Below are 18612 nucleotides of genomic sequence, written 5' to 3'. Positions count from 1 at the left end.
CAATACATTTGAATATGGTAAAAAAATACAGATAAAATAACTGTTATAAATTACTTTTATTCAGTTTTTTATGTGAAATACATACAATAACACATTGTTTTAAGTGTTAACCTTTAAAGAAAACAGGGGCAATAATCTAATCTTTATTTATATTTGCGTTTCCACCCCTATTTAAACAGTTTAGAATACACAGATTAGCATAATGAAGTTTTTAAAATTTATCCCTCTAATAGTATTAATAACTCTAGCCTCCTGTAAAAAGGAAAAACATACACTGGCACATCATGAAGTTAAGAAAGAAATAAAAGATACGATTTTAAGAATAAAGCCACTTGATATTACACTTAACAGGGTTCCGAAGGCTTTTGTAGATTCAAAATACAAGAGTATTGATAATTTTTACAATCATATTTGGCCAAAACATAACCTAAGCGGAGGATTTCTTGTTGCCAAAAACGGACAGGTACTTTATGAAACCTATGGAGGAATAGCCAACAGAAGTACTAAAGAAGAAATTAATTCCCATACTGCACTACACCTGGCTTCAGTTAGTAAAGTACTTACGGCGGCTGTAGTATTAAAACTAATTGATTTTAAGAAGCTGGAACTTGATCAAAAAGTAAATTCAATATTACCGGAATTTCCTTATGATGATATTACTATAAAAATGCTTTTAAATCATCGAAGCGGACTCCCAAACTACGCCTATTTTTGTGATAATGCTGAAATTTGGGACAGAAGCATGCTTAAAAACCAGGATATACTGGATTTAATGGCTAAACATAAATTTGACTTATATTTCAAACCCGATAAGAAATTTGGTTACTGCAATACCAATTATGCTATGCTGGCTCTTGTTATTGAAAAAGTAACCCACATGAATTACAGGGATGCCATGAAGAAGATAATATTTGAACCTTTGGGGATGAACGATACTTATGTTTTTGATTATGAAAAGCATAAAGATACAGCAAGCCTTTCCTACAAAGGGAATAATGTTTTATATAAGTTTGATTTCCTTGATGATATATACGGAGATAAAAATATCTACTCTACTCCAAGGGATTTACTGAAATTTGATATGGCAACCTATTCAGGTGATTTTTTAAATCCCAACCTTGTAAAAAAAGTATTTAAGGGTTACAGCTACGAGCATAAAGGTGTGAAAAATTATGGACTGGGTATTAGGTTACGTGAGTGGAAAACAGGCGAAAAGCTGTTTTACCATAACGGTTGGTGGCATGGTAACACATCGTCTTATGTTACCTTAAAGAAAGATACTGTAACTATTATTGCACTTTCAAATAAGTTTAGCTACAAACCTTATAAAGTATCAAAGCTGGCACCTTTATTTGGTACCTACCCAATGAAAGATGCCGACGAAGATTTATTTGATTAAGGACTTACCCTATTTTTACCGAAGTCATATTTAGTGAACCTCCCACTAGCTTATCATTAAAAAAGCTTAGTTCATCTTTCCTATCCTGTAGTCCCAGTATATACATCAAGGGGTAATAATGATCTGGCGTTGGTATTGCCAGTTTAGCCGACTTACTAAGCTTTTCATACTCCATAAGTGCTTTGTGGTTACCGTCCTGTATTTTCTGTTTGAAAATATTATTCATCTCAATAGCCCAGTCAAAACCATAGTTTGGTTCGTTTAGTTTGCGCCAGTCAATTAAACGAAGGTTATGTACCATATTACCGCTACCTATAATCAATACACCTTTCTTTCTTAATGCAGAAAGTTGTTTTGCCAGATTATAATGATATTCAGCAGGTTTACCATAATCAATGCTTAACTGTAGTACAGGGATATCAGCATCAGGATACATGTGTCTTACAACCGTCCATGTACCGTGGTCTAGCCCCCAATCGTGATCTAACCCTACATCAGTACTTGTGATTAGCTTAGCAGTTTCTTTTGCCAGTTCCGGGCTGCCTTTAGCCGGATATTCCACATCAAACAAAGCCTGAGGAAAACCTCCAAAATCATGAATAGTTTTTGGTTCTTCCATAGCTGTAACATGAGTACCGCGTGTTAACCAATGAGCAGATATTACTATTACAGCTTTCGGTCTTGTTACCTCTTTCCCCATTTTGGCCCAGGCTTGCGAAAACTCATTATCCTCAATACCATTCATAGGAGAACCGTGCCCTATGAACAATACGGGCAGATTTATATCTTTTTCTCTTAAGCTATTAGTCCAGTTTTCAAAGCCGTGTAATGACATGGCAGTATTTTTTTATTCGTTTATAAGATGGATACCATCTTCTTTAATTTCAATAAGTCTTTGCTTGTATAAAGAACCTATTGCTTTTTTAAATGCTTTTTTACTCATTTTGAATACTGTTTTTATATCCTCAGGATGACTGTTGTCATTTAGCCTAATAAAACCACGACTCTCACGAAGCTCGTCAAGTATAAACTGAGCATTTGGTTCAATACTGTCGGCTCCTCCTTTTTGTAAGGTAACATCAATTTTATTGTCAGGGCGAATGAGTTTCACATAACCTGTTACCCTGTCACCTGTGCGCAAGTCCTGATATACTTCATCTTTATATAAAAGTCCTTTATGCTTTCCGTTAATGATGACGTTTATCCCCATATCGGTAATATGAGAAACAATCAAATCCACTTCCTCACCTTCTTCAACAGTAAGCACTTCATTATCTAAAAATTTGTTTGTCCTGCTGGAACCTACCAAGCGGCCTGTTTTGTCATCAATATACATATGAACAAGGTATCGCTTGCTTTTTTCCATTGGTCTTGCCTGTTCCTTAAACGGAACAAACAAATCTTTTTCAAGACCCCAGTCAACAAAAGCCCCAAATTTATTGATATAACTTACCCTTAAATAAGCGAAATCATTTAAGGTAATGTATGGCTTTAATGTAGTAGCTACAAGTCTTTCCTCATGATCGAGATATACAAAAACAGCCAGCTCATCCCCTACTTCAAATTTACGGGGTACATACTTATTTGGTAATAAAACATCCTTACTACCATCGGTTAAGTATAAACCAACACTGGTATCTCTTTGTATTTTTAATGTATTATATTGTCCTATCTCAATCATCCTATGTGGTTTAGTATATAAATGTACGAAGTTTTAGCTTAGGCTAATTCTTTAAAATATTGTTTTAATATCTGGTCGTTCTCTTTTACGGGGGTAAATACTTCAAGTATTTTTGGACTATCAGTTGCGTTGAAAAATACTTCAAGATTAGTGTTCAGTTCTTCAAGACTATGTGCCTGGGAATACTCAAAACCAAACATTTTAGCCAGATGCTCCCCCGTTAAATTATGTTCTGTCTCAAAATAGGTGTTAAATACAGGGGTTTCCTTATGTCCCGGTAATATCCTGAAAATCCCTCCTCCACCGTTATTGATAAGAAGAATTTTGAAATCTTTCGGAATATAACTGTTCCAAAGAGCATTACTGTCATAAAAGAAACTTACATCGCCGGTAATTAGTATATTTTCTTTACCACTGGCAACCGCGGCACCAATAGCGGTAGATGTGCAGCCATCTATACCACTGGTTCCCCTGTTACAAAATACTTCTACCGATGGTTTTACATCAAAAAGCTGCATGTATCGCACAGCAGAACTATTGCTTATCTGTACCTGTGAATTTTGGGGTAATGAAGTAAGAACTGATTCAAACACTTTGAAATCACTAAACGGAATCTGAGCCATATATTCATCATGCTTTAGTTTCCTGTATGCTTTTATTTCCTGAGCCCTGTGACTGTAACTACTTTCTACAAAATGTGTAGCCGGTAAAAAACGGTTTAAAAACGTATTTGGTTCGGCTAAAAAATGCTTGGTAAGAACTCCAAAGGTATCATAAGCCCTTAGTGTATCAATATGCCAGTGATCGTGAGGTTTATACTTCCTCAAAAAGGCTTTAATCCTTTTAGACACCACCATTCCGCCAAAGGTAAGTAGTATATCAGGACAAAATGCCTTAAAATCTTCTTCCTTAAACGGAGTGATTATAACATCAATATTATTTAAAAACTTTTTATGATGAATATTTGAAGTTGTTTCCGTCATCACCACTACCGAAGGGTCTTCAGCAAGGCGCTCCAGTACCTCCTTATCTATAGTATTTGGTTGATTTACACCTACTAAAATCAATTTCTTTTTAGCAAGATTCCATTTTTCCACAAACGGACTCAAATCCTCACTAAAAGAATTTTCAAAAGAAACATCAAGTATTTTAGGCTCAACCGTAAGCTCATCTGTAGTATCATACAGAGGCTCTTCAAACGGAGCATTTATATGTACAGGGCCTTTTTCACTTATGGCTTTTTCTATAGCCACATTGATTTTATTATCATTTTCGGCAGAAGCCTCTTCTTGTAAGTTAGCAGAATAAACGATATGGTTGGCATATACATTTTCCTGACGGATGGTTTGTCCGTCGCCAATATCAATCTTGTCATGCGGCCTGTCGGCAGATATTACAACAAGTGGAATCTGGCTATAGAAAGCCTCTGCCACTGCAGGATAATAATTAAGTAATGCCGAACCCGAAGTGCATAGTATAGCTACCGGTTTTTTTAATTGCTGGGCCATACCGGCGGCAAAAAAAGCAGCACAGCGTTCATCGGCAATACTATAACACTTAAATGCAGGATTACTTGCAAAACCTATAGTTAGAGGCGCATTACGCGACCCTGGAGATATTACAATATCGGTTATTCCTTTAGCACGGCATATTTCAATAATGCTTTGTGCTAAAGGTATTGTTGGGTACATCATTATGTGTATATTCTGGATTATAAATGCGGGAGTAAACTAAAATAACCCTCTTTATGAGTTAATCCAGTTTACAATCTCAGGATCTTTTGGAGTTGTACGTGGGCTAACCACTTTTTCCAATTCTCCGTTAGTGTTTATTAAGTATTTTTGGAAATTCCATTCTACCTCACTATCCTGAAGTCCGTTTTTATCCTTTTGTGTAAGGAACTGGTATATTGGTGCCATATCGTCCCCTTTTACAGATATTTTAGACATCATAGGGAAACTAACACCATAGTTTTGCTTACAAAAAGCAGCAATCTCCTCATTAGTACCCGGTTCCTGGCTTGCAAAGTTATTTGCAGGGAAGCCTACAATAACAAGGCCTTTATCCTGATATTCCTTATAAAGAGCTTCAAGTTCTTCATACTGCGGAGTCAATCCACATTTTGAAGCGGTATTTACTACAATTACTTTTTTACCTTTAAGTGTAGAGAAATCAAACTCTTTACCATAAAGATCCTGTACTTTAAACTGGTATATGTTTTCTTTAGACATGTTTGTTGGATTTTCAACTGCCTGTGCAGTTTCGTTTTTTTCAGTTGTTGTATCCTGTGTGTTGTTTTTGCAGGAAGCAAAAAGCATAATTGAACAGGCTAATATTGCTATTTTTTTCATGATTTTATTTTACTGTAAAATTAAATAAAAATTCGCTTAAGCTAAAGAATTGAGTATATTTAAAGTCTATATATAAATATACTAAATATGTTGTTTTTTAATACCATTACCAGTTTTTTAAAAAACAGGGAGTATAGGGATTTACTGTATACCACAACCATAATACTTATAATTGGGACAATTTCTTACCATTTTATAGAAGGCTGGAGTCTTGTTAACTCCCTTTATTTTTCGGTAATTACCCTAACTACCATAGGTTATGGTGATTTTTCGCCACAAACCGATTTAGGTAAAATGTTCACTATTGTTTATATACTTATGGGGCTTGGTATAATACTTCAGTTTATAAATACTGTAAAAAACCATTATAGTGAAACCCGAAGTAAACATCATCATAAAAAAGACCGATAAAAAAAGCCTCTTTTTAAAGAGGCTTTTTGTTATTAATTATTTCTTAGAATAATGTTTTTTGTACTGTACAAACGATATTGCTCCTATTATTAATGCTCCAAGAGCCATCCAGAAGAAATATGCTGGTGTTCTCACCTCTCCACTTGCATAGGAATGTAAACCGGTAAGATAGAAGTTAACACCAAAGTAAGTCATTAATACAGAAGCATAAGCTAATATACTAAAGAAGTTAAAAATCCATTTCCCTCTAAGTTTTGGCACAAAACGCATGTGTATTACAAAAGCGTAAACCATAATACTGACCATTGCCCATGTTTCTTTAGGATCCCATCCCCAGTAACGCCCCCAACTCTCGTTAGCCCATTGACCACCCAGGAAGTTACCTATGGCAAGCATTACTAAACCTACTGTTAAAACCATCTCGTTTACATAGGTAATCTCTTTTATGTTTAAGTCCATTTTTTGCTTATTCTTAGAGTTTGTGAAAATTATAAGCAATAATGAAATAAGTCCTAAAATCATACCCAAAGTAAACGGCCCGTAACTACCCACAATAACAGCTACGTGAATCATTAACCAGTAAGAATTAAGCACCGGAACAAGGTTGCCTATTTGTGGATCTGTCCAGCTTTGGTGTGCTACCCAAAGCACCATTGAAGCCACAAATGCTGATGCAGCTACAGTAAGTTCTGATTTATTTTCTTCAGATATAGTAAACATACCTTTAAACGACTTGTTTACTACTAGCGGACGGAATCCAAAACCAAAAGCTAAACCAAAGAACATGGTAGACCACCCTACAAAAATTATAGACTCGTAAGCATTACTCCACGGTGCGTGGCCTGATATGTACCAACGCGCAATAAGCCCTGCAGTATGTAGTAAAAATAAAATTGCTATAATAACATTAAGTACTTTAAGAGACTTAACAGCCCATTTATAAGGGTTAAATATTTTAACAACAGCCAGTAACATCATTAATAAACCGGCAAGCAGATAATAGCTATATAGTTTTTTGAAAATATCGTACTTGTTGTAAAAAATCTCAGCTTCAACTTTCTTATCCGTAGGCATAACCTCACCCCCAAATTTATGTTGATAGTTAGTTAGCCCTTCAACAATACTATTTAGCATGGTATAGTCATTATTTTTGGATGCTGCCTCAATTGACTGGGCATAATAAGGAAGTACATTCTTTATTTTTTGAAGATCTTCATTTTGTATTTCTGAAGCTTCTGAATAAGAAACCCATTTATTATTTGGATCGTTAGGTATTGGGAAAACCCTAAGTATACTTCCGCTAAGTGCAGAATATAAAAGATTGATTTTTTTATCAATCTCCATATAATCGGTATCAAACTGGTTTGGAACAGGCTCTCTATATGATCTTTCAAGTATATGAGATAGTTTGTAATTTCCCTGTTCGTCAAAGAAATCAGCAAGTGCTGCATATTCAGCCTTTTTGTCAATACCTGCAACTATACGTAAACTGTCATTTCCTCTTCTAAGGTAGATAATAGGTACATTGTACCATACCTCAGGTAAATGTGTGATTGATATAAAAACCTGATCGGCATTCATATCCTTATACTTATCACTTTTACTTACCTTTCTTAAAAGCTCTGATGAAAATGTATTTACAGGCTTCATTCTACCTCCGGCATCCTGAATAATAATACGACTGAATTTAGCCGCATGCTCTTTACTTACCTTATATTTCTTAATTATAGAGTCTAACTGTTTTTCAGTTGGTTTTTCATGAGCATGTTGTGAATATCCGCTTAAACCAAAAAACAATACAAGTATAGTTATTAGTTTAGCTTTCTTTGCTTTTATTTTTTTCAGTTTTAGCCTTAAGTCACCAAAACGGGTGTTTTTATCAACGAGTATAACCATTAACCCAATATATAAAAGGAAATATCCAATATAACTTATCCATGTTCCCCAAAAATCATGATTAACCGAAAGACTTGTACCCAGTTCATCTTTATCAAAACTTGCCTGGAAGAAACGATAACCACGGTAGTCCAGAATATTATTCATAAAAATACGGGCATCAAAAGTGTTATTTTTTTCCTGGTCTATAACAGTAACCTTACTTTCAAAAGCCGAATAACTGGATTCTGTTCCCGGATATTTGTCGGCAATAAAATCATTCAGTTTTATACTGAAAGGAAGTTCGTATGTTTTACTTCCGTATATAAAAGTGTATTCAAGGCTGCCTATTTTGATTGACTGCGGTACTCCCATTTTCTTTACACCTCCGGCTAGAGTAATTTCTTTTTCTACTCCCTCGTTTTTAACTACAATAGTAAGAGCACCGTCTTCTTTTGTTTTATAGTCTCCGTTTGACTTATAAACCTTTTTACCTTTAATAGGTGCATCAGGGAATACAAATCGGGAGCCTGCAACATTATACAACGATCTAAACATTAAAGGCTGGATAGAGTCGGCATATACAGTACCCTGCATCCTGTCGGCCATACGCATAAAGTCACCTCCAAAAGATGACTGTAGCATGTATATATCATTTACAGAAGTAATGTTTACAGCACCCTGAGTAGGCTTATTAAAAGCATAAAGAATGTTGTGAATACTTTGTACTTCACCTTCTTTAAGGTAGTGCTCATGGCGTCCGCCGTCTCCGGCTTCAACCATTTTTATATAGTTAACTCCGTCTTTATCCTCTACAATAGTATCTTTAGCACCAAGTATATAATCTTTATACTCAATAGTGAAAGGAATACCATTAAACTCTTCGTTCATGGTGAAGTGGTTACTTCCCAACATCCCTATAAACCAAGGTTTATCTCCTTCTGGAGTCATTAACAGGTGTTTCTCAAAAGTCCTTCTTCTCATTTCACCCTGATATTCACCATCAACCATTACGGTTAAATAAGCTTTATCAGAATAAAAATGACTTTCGGTAGCACCTTCCCTAATCGGCATCATACCCTCATAGCTAATATATCTGGTTATTCCGGCACCCAGAATAATAAAGATAAATGAAAGGTGAAGTAAAAGAGTAGCCCACTTCTCTTTTTTATGTAACTGGTAACGCTTTATGTTACCAATAAAGTTAATTACAAAAATGAGCATAATGGCTTCAAACCATTTTGCATTGTAAATGTATAATCGGGCTGTCTCGGTATTATAAGCATCTTCTATAAATGTGCCTACCCCCATTGCAAAAGCAAAAACTATAAAAAGGACGGCCATTAAACGCGTAGAAGAAAAGAAGGAAATAACTTTATCCATGTTGTGAAGCGGAAAATGGTTTTTAAATTGATGCAAAAGTACTCAAAACTTCATTTTTAAAGTTTATTTTAACGATTAAAAATTAAGGAAATTTCTGTGCAAGGCTGTTTTTACATAATCTCTTTAGTTATTTTTGCCTTAAAGACATTCAAAAAGCAAAATTCTTTAAAACTATACTGCCGTAATGTTGCAATACAATGTATTGCATTAACTTTATGACTTTTTACAAATCATTGTTTTTAAAGGCATGGCTTTTGTGAAATAAAAATCAAAATATTGAATACAACTAAAAGAAAACTAAACAACCACATTTTAATGAAAAGATTTTTTTGTACTCTTTTAGCAGGCTTTTTGGGTATTACTGCTTTTGCTCAGGAAGTTGATGCTAATAACCAGAATAAGTTTGACGATTTTATGTACAGGCGAGGTAACGTATACCGTTCTGCATCGGGGATTCCCGGACCGGAATACTGGCAAAACAGCGCCGATTATGTTATTGAGGCCGAACTCGATGATGTAAACAATATACTTAAAGGTAAAATGACTATGACATACCATAATAATAGTCCGCAGGAACTAGAGTATGTTTGGATGTATGTAGAACAAAACCGTTTTACCGAAGACTCAAGAGGTACACTTACCACCCCTATTGCAGGAAACAGATATTCAGGCGATACTAATGGCGGACTTACAATTACAAATCTTGTAGCTAAGTCAAAAGGTAAAGAGTCAGGTAAATACCTGATAAGCGATACCCGTATGCAGGTGTTTTTTGATAATCCAATCAAAGCAAACGGTGGCAAAGCAACTGTTTCAATGAACTTTGAATTCAAAATACCTGAGGAAGGAATGGACAGGATGGGACAATATAAAACCGAAGACGGCATCACTTATTCTATGGCACAATGGTATCCAAGAGCAGCTGTTTATGATGATGTTGTAGGATGGAATACCGAACCTTACCTTGGTGCGGGTGAGTTTTATGTAGAGTACGGAAACTTTGATTATAAAGTAACGGTACCCCATGATTTTATTGTTGTAGGTTCGGGAGAACTTGTAAATGCTAAAGATGTACTTACCAAAAACGAGATAAACAGACTGGATCAGGCTTCTAAAAGCGATAAAACAGTTTATATCATATCACCGGAAGAAGTTGGAAATACAAGTGTTACACGACCTGTGCAAAATGGGAAACTGACTTGGCACTTTAAAATGGAAAACACACGTGATGTAGCTTTTGCTGCTGCCAAAAACTTTATTTGGGATGCAGCACGTATTAATCTTCCTAGCGGTAAAAAAGCAATGGCACAGTCGGTTTATACAAAAGAGAGTAATGGTAACGACAGATGGAGTCGCTCTACAGAGTACACTAAAGGATCAATAGAACATTATTCATCTATGTGGTATGATTATCCTTATCCAAATGCTGTTAATGTAGCCTCTAATGCAGGAGGTATGGAATATCCGGGTGTTTCTTTTTGTCATGCTAAAAGTTGGGGAGCTGATTTATGGGATGTAACCGATCATGAGTTTGGGCACAACTGGTTCCCCATGATTGTAGGTTCTAACGAGCGTCGTTACGCATGGATGGACGAAGGTTTCAATACTTTTATAAATTACTACAGCACTGTTAATTTTAACAATGGTGAATATACTTCAGATATTGCTAAGAGCCGTAACAGGGTTATGTGGTTTAGATGGAAAGGAAGAGAAAGTATCTCTACCTACCCTGATGTTGCAAAAGCAATGAACCTTGGTTATACAGCTTACTATAAGCCCGCAACGGGACTTATAATGCTTCGTGAATATATTTTAGGACACGAGCGCTTTGACAATGCCTTCAAAACTTATATAAGAAATTGGGCATTTAAGCACCCACAACCATCTGATTTTTTTAACTGTATAGAAAATGTAGCAGGAGAAAACCTAAACTGGTTTTGGAAAGGGTGGTTTGTAGGTAATGGTAATGTGGATTTAGGTATAACTAAAGTTTCACAGTATGATGACAATTCTACCATTATTACATTTGTGAACAAAGGCGATATACCAATGCCTGTAGTATTCAAGGTTTTCTATGAAGATGATTCAAGCGAGATAAAAACCCTTCCTGTAGAGGTATGGCAAAGAGGTAATGAATGGAAATATCTGCTTAAATCACCTAAAAAAGTGAAAATTGTAGATATAGATCCGGGGCGTTTTTTACCGGATATCGACTCAACAGACAATACATGGATTAAAGAAGAATAAACACAATAATATATAAAGCTGGCATTTTTTTTAAGCCAGCTTTTTTTTAATAATTTAGCCTCCATGTTAAAAGTAGTTGTTATAGGGAGTGGCAATGTAACTCAGCATCTCATATCTGTCTTTAAAGAGAGTGAAACCGTACAGTTGGTTCAGGTTTATGCCCGTAATCCGGAAAATTTATATCATATTATTGATAAAGAGAAAATTACCGATTCTTTTGAGAATATAACTGATGCCGATATTTATATTATTTCGGTAACAGATGATGCCATTGCACAGGTGTCATCTTCCCTGCCATTTACTAACAGACTTGTTGTGCATACTTCCGGGAGTGTGGCTTTAGAACAGTTAAATAACAAAAACAGGCGTGGAGTTTTTTATCCGTTACAAACATTTTCAAAAAACAAATCAGTAAATTTCAATACGGTTCCGTTATGTTTGGAAAGTGAATTTGAGAAAGATTACAGCATTTTAGAACAACTTGCCAACAGCATTTCCCATAGCGTTTACAACATAAGTTCACAACAACGAAAAGCACTGCATGTTGCGGCTGTATTTGTAAGCAATTTTGTGAATCATATGTATGTACAGGGTAAAAACGTATGTGAAGAACATAATATTCCGTTTGATATCCTTAAGCCTTTAATACTGGAAACTGCCGATAAAGTACAGCAAATGGATCCAATAGCTGCCCAAACAGGCCCGGCCGTAAGAAATGATAGGCAAACTATTGAAAAGCATATTGATTTTATAAACAACGATATACAAAAAGAAATATATAAGTTAATTACACAATCTATACAGGATGTCAAAAAGCTATAAAGAGATAATGAACGATATTACCACATTTGTTTTTGATGTGGATGGCGTGCTAACCGATGGTACAATACATGTAACCCCTACAGGAGAGATGTTAAGAAATATGAATATTCGTGACGGTTATGCCATGAAGGCCGCTGTAAAAAACGGATACACGGTTTGTATCATTTCCGGAGGGAGCAATGAAGGTGTAAGAGTGCGATTAAGAAACCTGGGAATTACAGATATTTATCTTGGTGTGCCAAATAAAGTAGAAACTTTTGATGAGTTTACCGATATTTACAACATAAAACCTGAAAATGTACTTTACATGGGGGATGATATTCCTGATTATCATGTAATGAAACTGGTAGGCTTAGCCACATGTCCACAAGATGCAGCGCCCGAAATTAAAGAAATAAGCAAATATATTTCTCATAAAAACGGAGGAACGGGATGTGTGCGTGATGTAATAGAACAGGTTATGAAAGTACAGGGAAAATGGATGGAACATTTTAATGCCAAATACGATTAATAAAACAAACACTAAACAGGACTAAATAAGCTTGATGAAAACAGCCCGACTTATACGCTACGGAAACCTTTTACTTATTGCATTTGCCTTTTGTACATTCAGATATGGATTTTTAGAAATGCAGTCTGGCCTTCCACTTGCATTAAACAACCTTCAGTTTTTATTACTAACCATATCGGCAGTATGCATAGGAGCCGGTGGTTTTCTTATCAATAATATAATTGATAATGATGTAGAAGAAAAATACGGTATAACCGAAAGTATGGCTTACAACCTATATATGGGGCTTAATATTGTAGGTGTTGGGATTGGGTTTTATATATCCAATTATATTGGCACTCCTAGCTATACACTTGTATTTATAATATTATCAGGCACTATGTATTTGTATGCTACAAGCCTTAAATATACTATTGCAATTAATAACATTATCGTTGCCTGTATTGTAGCAGTGAGTGTCGTGTTAATAGGTGTATTTAATTTATACCCTTCAATAACACCAGATAACAAATTATACATGGCTACTATATTCAGTATATTTCTGGATTATGCCGCTTTTGCTTTTATAATAAGCGTTATCAGGGAAATAATAAAAAATCTTAGGGATACTGATAAAGATTATAACAACGGAATCAATACATTACCCATTGCTTTAGGAAAAAGCAGAGTAGCAAAAATAGCAGTAGGACTTACGCTTATACCTGTTGCTATGACGCTTTACTACATTGACAGTTATTTTATTAACGAAAACGGAATGTTACTATATGCTCTACTTTATGTATTGATATTTATACTGGGTCCGCTTATTTACTTTATGATAAAACTATGGACTGCTAAAACAGCCAAAGATTTTGACAGGCTAAGCCTTACATTAAAAGTGGTTCTTGCTTTTACTATATTATCCATAGTAGTTATAACTTTTAATATTCAAAACAATGCTTAATGATAAACTGAAACATTACAATATTATACTTGCTTCAGGATCTCCCCGAAGGCAAAAGTTTTTAAAAGAACTGGATATTGATTTTGAAATACGCCTCAAGGATGTTGAGGAAATATATCCTAATCATTTAAAGGCAGAAGAAATTACCGATTTTCTTGCAGAACTTAAAGCTGCTGCACTTACAGATACACTGTCTGACAATGATGTTCTTATTACAAGCGATACCATCGTTTGGCATAAAGATAAAGCCTTAGGAAAACCAACAGACAAAGAAGATGCTTTTGAGATGCTCAAATCACTATCAGGTAATACTCACGATGTAATAACATCGGTATGTATAAAAAATAGTTCAAAATCAGTAACATTTAATGAAACTACAAAAGTTACCTTCAATACGCTGACTGACGAGGAAATATACTATTATCTTGAAAACTATAGGCCTTATGATAAAGCCGGGGCTTATGGTATTCAGGAATGGATAGGTCTTGTAGCCATTGCAAAAATTGAAGGTTCATATGTTAACGTTGTAGGTTTACCTGTAGATAAGGTATATCAACATTTAGTTTCTTTTACAAAATAATTATAAGGTTTAATGCCTATCATAACCATGCATAAATTTTTTAGTTACCTCCTACTCTTCTGTTATGTTTCGGTGTTTGCACAGCAGCCACAAAAACCTTCATCGGTAGAGATTTATCATAAAATTGAAAAACTTAATTTCTTAGGTACAGCATTATATATAGCTGCTCACCCTGATGACGAGAACACAAGGCTTATTTCGTTTCTTTCAAACGAAAAAATGGCTCGTACAGGTTATCTGGCTTTAACACGTGGCGATGGCGGACAAAACCTTATAGGGCTTGAATTAAGGGAGCTATTAGGTGTTATCCGTACACAGGAACTGATTGAAGCCCGAAAGATTGACGGAGGTGAACAGTTTTTTAGCCGGGCGAATGATTTTGGTTTCTCCAAAGTGCCAGATGAAACCCTACAGATATGGGATAAGGAAGAAGTATTACAGGATATGGTATGGATAATCAGGAAATTCAGACCGGATATTATCATTAACCGTTTCGACCACCGTACACCGGGAACCACACACGGGCATCATACTTCATCTGCCATGTTAACCCAAGAGGCTTTTGGTTTGGCAAATGACCCTAATTATGCACCTAATCAGTTAAAATTTGTAAATACCTGGCAAACCCAACGTGTATTTTTTAATGTATCATGGTGGTTTTTTGGCGGAAAAGAACAGTTTGATAAAGCCGACAAATCGAAATACATAAACCTTTCTACCGGAGTATACTACCCTATGCTTGGTAAATCAAATCAGGAAATAGCAGCGCTTAGTCGTAGCAGACACCGTTCTCAGGGCTTTGGTACTACAGGAGTGCGTGGAGATGATATGGAGTACCTGGAATTGATAAAAGGTGACAATCTAAAGGATAAACAAAACCTTTTTGAAGGGATTGATACTTCATGGAACAGAGTTAAAAACGGAAAGAAAATTGGTAAAGCAGTACAAAATATACTGGACAACTACAATTATAAAAAACCTTCATCCTTATTACCAGCTCTAATAGAGGTTTATAAAGACATACAGGCTCTTGATGACAATTACTGGAAAGAGATAAAAACGAAGGAAATAAAGGATATAATTGCTGCATGCAGCGGTCTGTTTGTTGAAGCATCGGCAAATAGCCAGTCGGCAACTCCGGGTAGTGAAATAACCATAAATTGGGAAGCTATAAACCGAAGTGCAGTACCAATGACTTTAAAGTCTCTTACGGTTTATCCTGACGATGAAACCTTTATCCATAATATTCCGTTACAAAACAATGTAGATAAAGGAGATAACTTTACTGTTACCATCCCTCAGGATATAGAGTACACCTCACCTTATTGGCTTAAAGAAAAAGGAAATAAAGGGATGTATACCGTAAACGATCAGCAAAAAATAGGTATACCCGATATTATTAGAGATTTGTACATAAGCTTTGAAGTTGAAATTGACGGGGTAATAATTCCTTTTAAAAGAGAACTGGTATATAAATATAATGACCCTGCTTTTGGCGAAGTATATCAGCCTTTTGATGTGGTTCCGGCAGTAACAACAAAAATACTTAACAAAGTACAACTGTTTAAAGACAACAAAAAACAGACTGTACAGGTTAAAATAAGCGCAGGTAAAGACAACTGTAGCGGTAAACTTCAATTAAAATTACCTGACACATGGAAGGTAAGCCCTGCTTCAATTCCGTTTAATCTGGAAACTAAAGGAAGTGAACAAATAGTATCATTTGAGGTTACTCCTCCATCACATTCTGAAGAAGCAGTAGCAGAAAGTATTGCTTTAGTTAACAATAAACAATATGATAAGGAACAGATAATTATAGATTATCCACATATTGCTAAACAACAGGTATTATTACCGTCTATAGCCAAATTTACAAAAGCAGATATCGAAATTAAAGGCAGAAGGATTGCCTACATAATGGGGGCCGGAGATAATGTTCCTGAAAGCCTTAGGCAAATGGGATATGAAGTAACTTTACTTAATCCGCAGTTAATTACTCCTGATATTCTAAAAGACTTTGATGCTGTTATAATGGGGATTCGTGCCTATAATGTACTGGACGATTTGATATACAAGCAACAAATTCTTTTTGATTATGTGAAAGAAGGTGGTAATATGATTGTACAATACAATACCACAGGTCATTTATCTATCAGGGATTTTGCACCTTATCATCTTCGTATATCAAGAGACAGGGTTACCGAAGAAGATGCCGAAGTAACCTTTTTAGCACCTGAAAATCCTGTTTTAAATAAACCTAACAAGATTACCGAGAACGATTTTAAAGGCTGGGTGCAGGAACAGGGATTGTATTATCCTGATGAATGGGGGGCAGAATTTACCCCTATCCTATCATCTCATGATAAGGGTGAGTCTTCTAAAAAAGGTGCACTGCTTATAGCAAAGCACGGAAAAGGTTATTATATTTATACCGGATTGAGCTTTTTCAGAGAATTACCTGAAGGGGTTTCCGGGGCTTACAGGCTCATGGCAAACATAATTGCATTGGGCAAATAAAGTTAACGGCTGGTGTAACAAATATGATGTTTGCCAGTCCTATTTAAACCTAAAAAAGAATTGTATGAAAGATAATCCCAATGCTTGGAAAAAAAGTTATTCGTTAGTAATACTACTTAACGTTATCTACATACTAGTGTTTTATTTTATAATGCAAATATTTACATAGATGCAGGCAATAGACTGGATTATACTTTCGGTTACACTACTTTTTATTGTTGTTTACGGTGTTATGAAAACCCGTGGTAGTAAAAACGTAGAGGAGTTTATACTTGGAAATAACGAAACGCCTTGGTGGACAGTAGGGCTATCGGTTATGGCTACACAGGCCAGTGCCATTACGTTTCTTTCTACACCCGGTCAAGCCTACCATGATGGTATGGGCTTCGTACAGTTTTACTTTGGTATGCCTTTGGCAATGGTGGTTATATGTATCACCTTTATACCTTTATATCACAAGTTAAAGGTATTTACAGCCTATGAATTTTTAGAACAACGATTTGATCTTAAAACACGTTCGCTTGCCTCAATAATATTTTTAATTCAAAGAGGGCTTGGTACGGGGCTTACTATTTATGCACCTGCTATTATATTGTCTTCACTTTTAGGCTGGAACCTTAACTTAATGAACCTTATAATTGGTGTACTTGTTATTATCTATACCTTCTCTGGTGGTACAAAGGCTGTAAATGTTACCCAAAAACAACAAATGTTTGTAATCATGTCAGGAATGATAATTACTTTTTTTATCATCCTGAGTTATCTTCCAGATGAGCTTAGTTTTGCCAATGCATTACACATAGCAGGAGCTAACGATAAAATGAACATTGTTGACTTTTCATTTGACCCTGCCGAAAAATATACCATTTGGAGTGGTATTGCCGGAGGTTTCTTTTTGATGCTTGCTTATTTCGGGACCGATCAGTCTCAGGTACAGCGTTATCTTTCAGGGAAATCTATCAGGGAAAGTCAGATGGGGCTTATTATGAACGGACTATTAAAAGTACCTATGCAGTTTTTTATACTGCTTATAGGTGTAATGGTTTTTATTTTTTTTCAGTTCCATTCTGCCCCGCTACACTTTAATCCTAATAATGTAAAGGTTTTAAAGGAATCACAATACAGTGATGAATATGCCGGACTGGAAAAGCAGCTTGAAGAACTTGCCCTTGAAAAGAAGGAAATAAGTATGATTTATGTAAATCAACTTAATCAGGATTACGATAATAAAGAGCTCCATAATAAAATGGTTACCCTTAATGCAAGGGAAAAGGGCCTAAGAGATAAGGCAAAAGGATTGATAAAGAAAGTAAGCGAGAAAGCTGAAACTAACGATAAGGATTATGTTTTTCTGTACTTTATATTAAACTTCCTGCCAAGAGGCCTTGTAGGATTATTACTAGCTGTAATATTCTCGGCAGCAATGTCATCATCGGCTTCAGGATTAAATGCCCTCGCCTCTACCACAGCTATAGATATTTATAAGCGTAATGTGGGGCAAAAATCAGAAAAGCATTATGTCAATGCTACTAAGATGTTTACACTTTTATGGGGAGTTGTGGCTATACTTTTTGCTTGTGTAGGCACCTTGTTTGAAAATCTTATACAATTAGTTAATATAATAGGTTCTATATTCTACGGAACCGTGCTGGGTATTTTCCTTGTTGCTTTCTATATTAAATATATAAAGGCACAGGCAATATTTTGGGGAGCTTTAATAACCCAAACAGCTGTTATTTATATATGGTATGATTATGTAAGAACAGATCACATAGGTTACCTTTGGCTTAACTTTATAGGTGCCATGTTAACCATTTTCCTATCACTGATACTACAGCCAATACTCGATAAGAGCAAGCCAATGGAAGAAGCATAATATAAAAAGGCAGGTT

Annotated in this window: 14 protein-coding genes; 9 read left to right on the top strand and 5 right to left on the bottom strand. The window is 35.5% G+C overall.

The features are described from left to right. The first annotated feature begins 202 nt into the window (after nt 1-202). Nucleotides 203-1399 carry a serine hydrolase domain-containing protein gene (locus ABS768_RS00565; protein WP_408072909.1) on the top strand — a complete coding sequence of 399 codons (1197 nt, stop codon included), beginning with the start codon at nt 203-205 and terminating at the stop codon, nt 1397-1399. 4 nt (nt 1400-1403) lie between these two features. On the opposite strand, the gene ygiD is transcribed toward ABS768_RS00565, so the two are convergent. From ygiD to ABS768_RS00545, 4 genes are read right to left on the bottom strand one after another with little or no spacing between them, the layout of a single operon-like run. Further along, nucleotides 1404-2234: a 4,5-DOPA-extradiol-dioxygenase gene (ygiD, locus tag ABS768_RS00560; protein ID WP_408072907.1), complete on the bottom strand. Its 831-nt coding sequence runs from the start codon at nt 2232-2234 to the stop codon at nt 1404-1406. Between the two features lie 12 nt (nt 2235-2246). Continuing rightward, the gene (locus tag ABS768_RS00555) at nt 2247-3080 is read right to left on the bottom strand and encodes a CvfB family protein (RefSeq protein ID WP_408072905.1); all 834 of its coding nucleotides are present in this window, start codon (nt 3078-3080) and stop codon (nt 2247-2249) included. Between the two features lie 38 nt (nt 3081-3118). After that, a complete protein-coding gene (menD, locus tag ABS768_RS00550; RefSeq protein WP_408072903.1) occupies nt 3119-4774 on the bottom strand; it encodes a 2-succinyl-5-enolpyruvyl-6-hydroxy-3-cyclohexene-1-carboxylic-acid synthase in 1656 nt (551 codons plus the stop codon). A 51-nt stretch (nt 4775-4825) separates the two neighbouring features. Continuing rightward, on the bottom strand, nt 4826-5431 hold the full coding sequence (locus ABS768_RS00545; protein ID WP_408072901.1) for a glutathione peroxidase: 606 nt from the start codon (nt 5429-5431) through the stop codon (nt 4826-4828). An 87-nt stretch (nt 5432-5518) separates the two neighbouring features. Here ABS768_RS00545 and ABS768_RS00540 point away from each other — a divergent pair, with 87 nt between their 5' ends. Beyond that, nucleotides 5519-5842, top strand: a complete 324-nt coding sequence (locus ABS768_RS00540; RefSeq protein WP_408072899.1) for a potassium channel family protein — start codon at nt 5519-5521, stop codon at nt 5840-5842. Between the two features lie 36 nt (nt 5843-5878). Here ABS768_RS00540 and ccsA read toward each other — a convergent pair whose 3' ends face one another. Beyond that, a complete protein-coding gene (ccsA, locus tag ABS768_RS00535; protein ID WP_408072897.1) occupies nt 5879-9100 on the bottom strand; it encodes a cytochrome c biogenesis protein CcsA in 3222 nt (1073 codons plus the stop codon). A 315-nt stretch (nt 9101-9415) separates the two neighbouring features. Between ccsA and ABS768_RS00530 the strand changes: the two genes are divergently transcribed. From ABS768_RS00530 to ABS768_RS00500, 7 genes are all read left to right on the top strand, one after another. Continuing rightward, entirely contained in the window at nt 9416-11347 is a 1932-nt protein-coding gene (locus tag ABS768_RS00530; RefSeq protein ID WP_408072895.1) for a M1 family metallopeptidase, read from the top strand. Between the two features lie 63 nt (nt 11348-11410). Then, entirely contained in the window at nt 11411-12169 is a 759-nt protein-coding gene (locus tag ABS768_RS00525; protein ID WP_408072893.1) for a Rossmann-like and DUF2520 domain-containing protein, read from the top strand. Then, nucleotides 12153-12680 carry a KdsC family phosphatase gene (locus ABS768_RS00520; RefSeq protein ID WP_408072891.1) on the top strand — a complete coding sequence of 176 codons (528 nt, stop codon included), beginning with the start codon at nt 12153-12155 and terminating at the stop codon, nt 12678-12680. Before ABS768_RS00525 ends, ABS768_RS00520 begins: the two co-directional genes overlap by 17 nt. Before the next feature lie 34 nt (nt 12681-12714). Beyond that, nucleotides 12715-13623, top strand: a complete 909-nt coding sequence (locus ABS768_RS00515) for a geranylgeranylglycerol-phosphate geranylgeranyltransferase (protein WP_408072889.1) — start codon at nt 12715-12717, stop codon at nt 13621-13623. After that, nucleotides 13616-14203 (top strand): Maf-like protein, encoded by a 588-nt coding sequence (locus ABS768_RS00510; RefSeq protein ID WP_408072887.1) that lies wholly within the window; start codon nt 13616-13618, stop codon nt 14201-14203. The genes ABS768_RS00515 and ABS768_RS00510 overlap by 8 nt, the downstream gene beginning before the upstream one ends. A gap of 27 nt (nt 14204-14230) precedes the next feature. Next, the gene (locus tag ABS768_RS00505) at nt 14231-16720 is read left to right on the top strand and encodes a PIG-L family deacetylase (RefSeq protein ID WP_408072885.1); all 2490 of its coding nucleotides are present in this window, start codon (nt 14231-14233) and stop codon (nt 16718-16720) included. A gap of 169 nt (nt 16721-16889) precedes the next feature. Further along, nucleotides 16890-18596 carry a sodium:solute symporter gene (locus ABS768_RS00500; RefSeq protein ID WP_408072883.1) on the top strand — a complete coding sequence of 569 codons (1707 nt, stop codon included), beginning with the start codon at nt 16890-16892 and terminating at the stop codon, nt 18594-18596. Nucleotides 18597-18612: the final 16 nt, after the last annotated feature.

The sequence above is a fragment of the Flavobacterium rhizophilum genome, assembly GCF_046000485.1.
GTDB classification, from domain to species: domain Bacteria; phylum Bacteroidota; class Bacteroidia; order Flavobacteriales; family Flavobacteriaceae; genus Flavobacterium; species Flavobacterium rhizophilum.
Note: the sequence above shows the minus strand (reverse complement) of the source record. Positions and strands in the feature narration are given on the sequence as shown.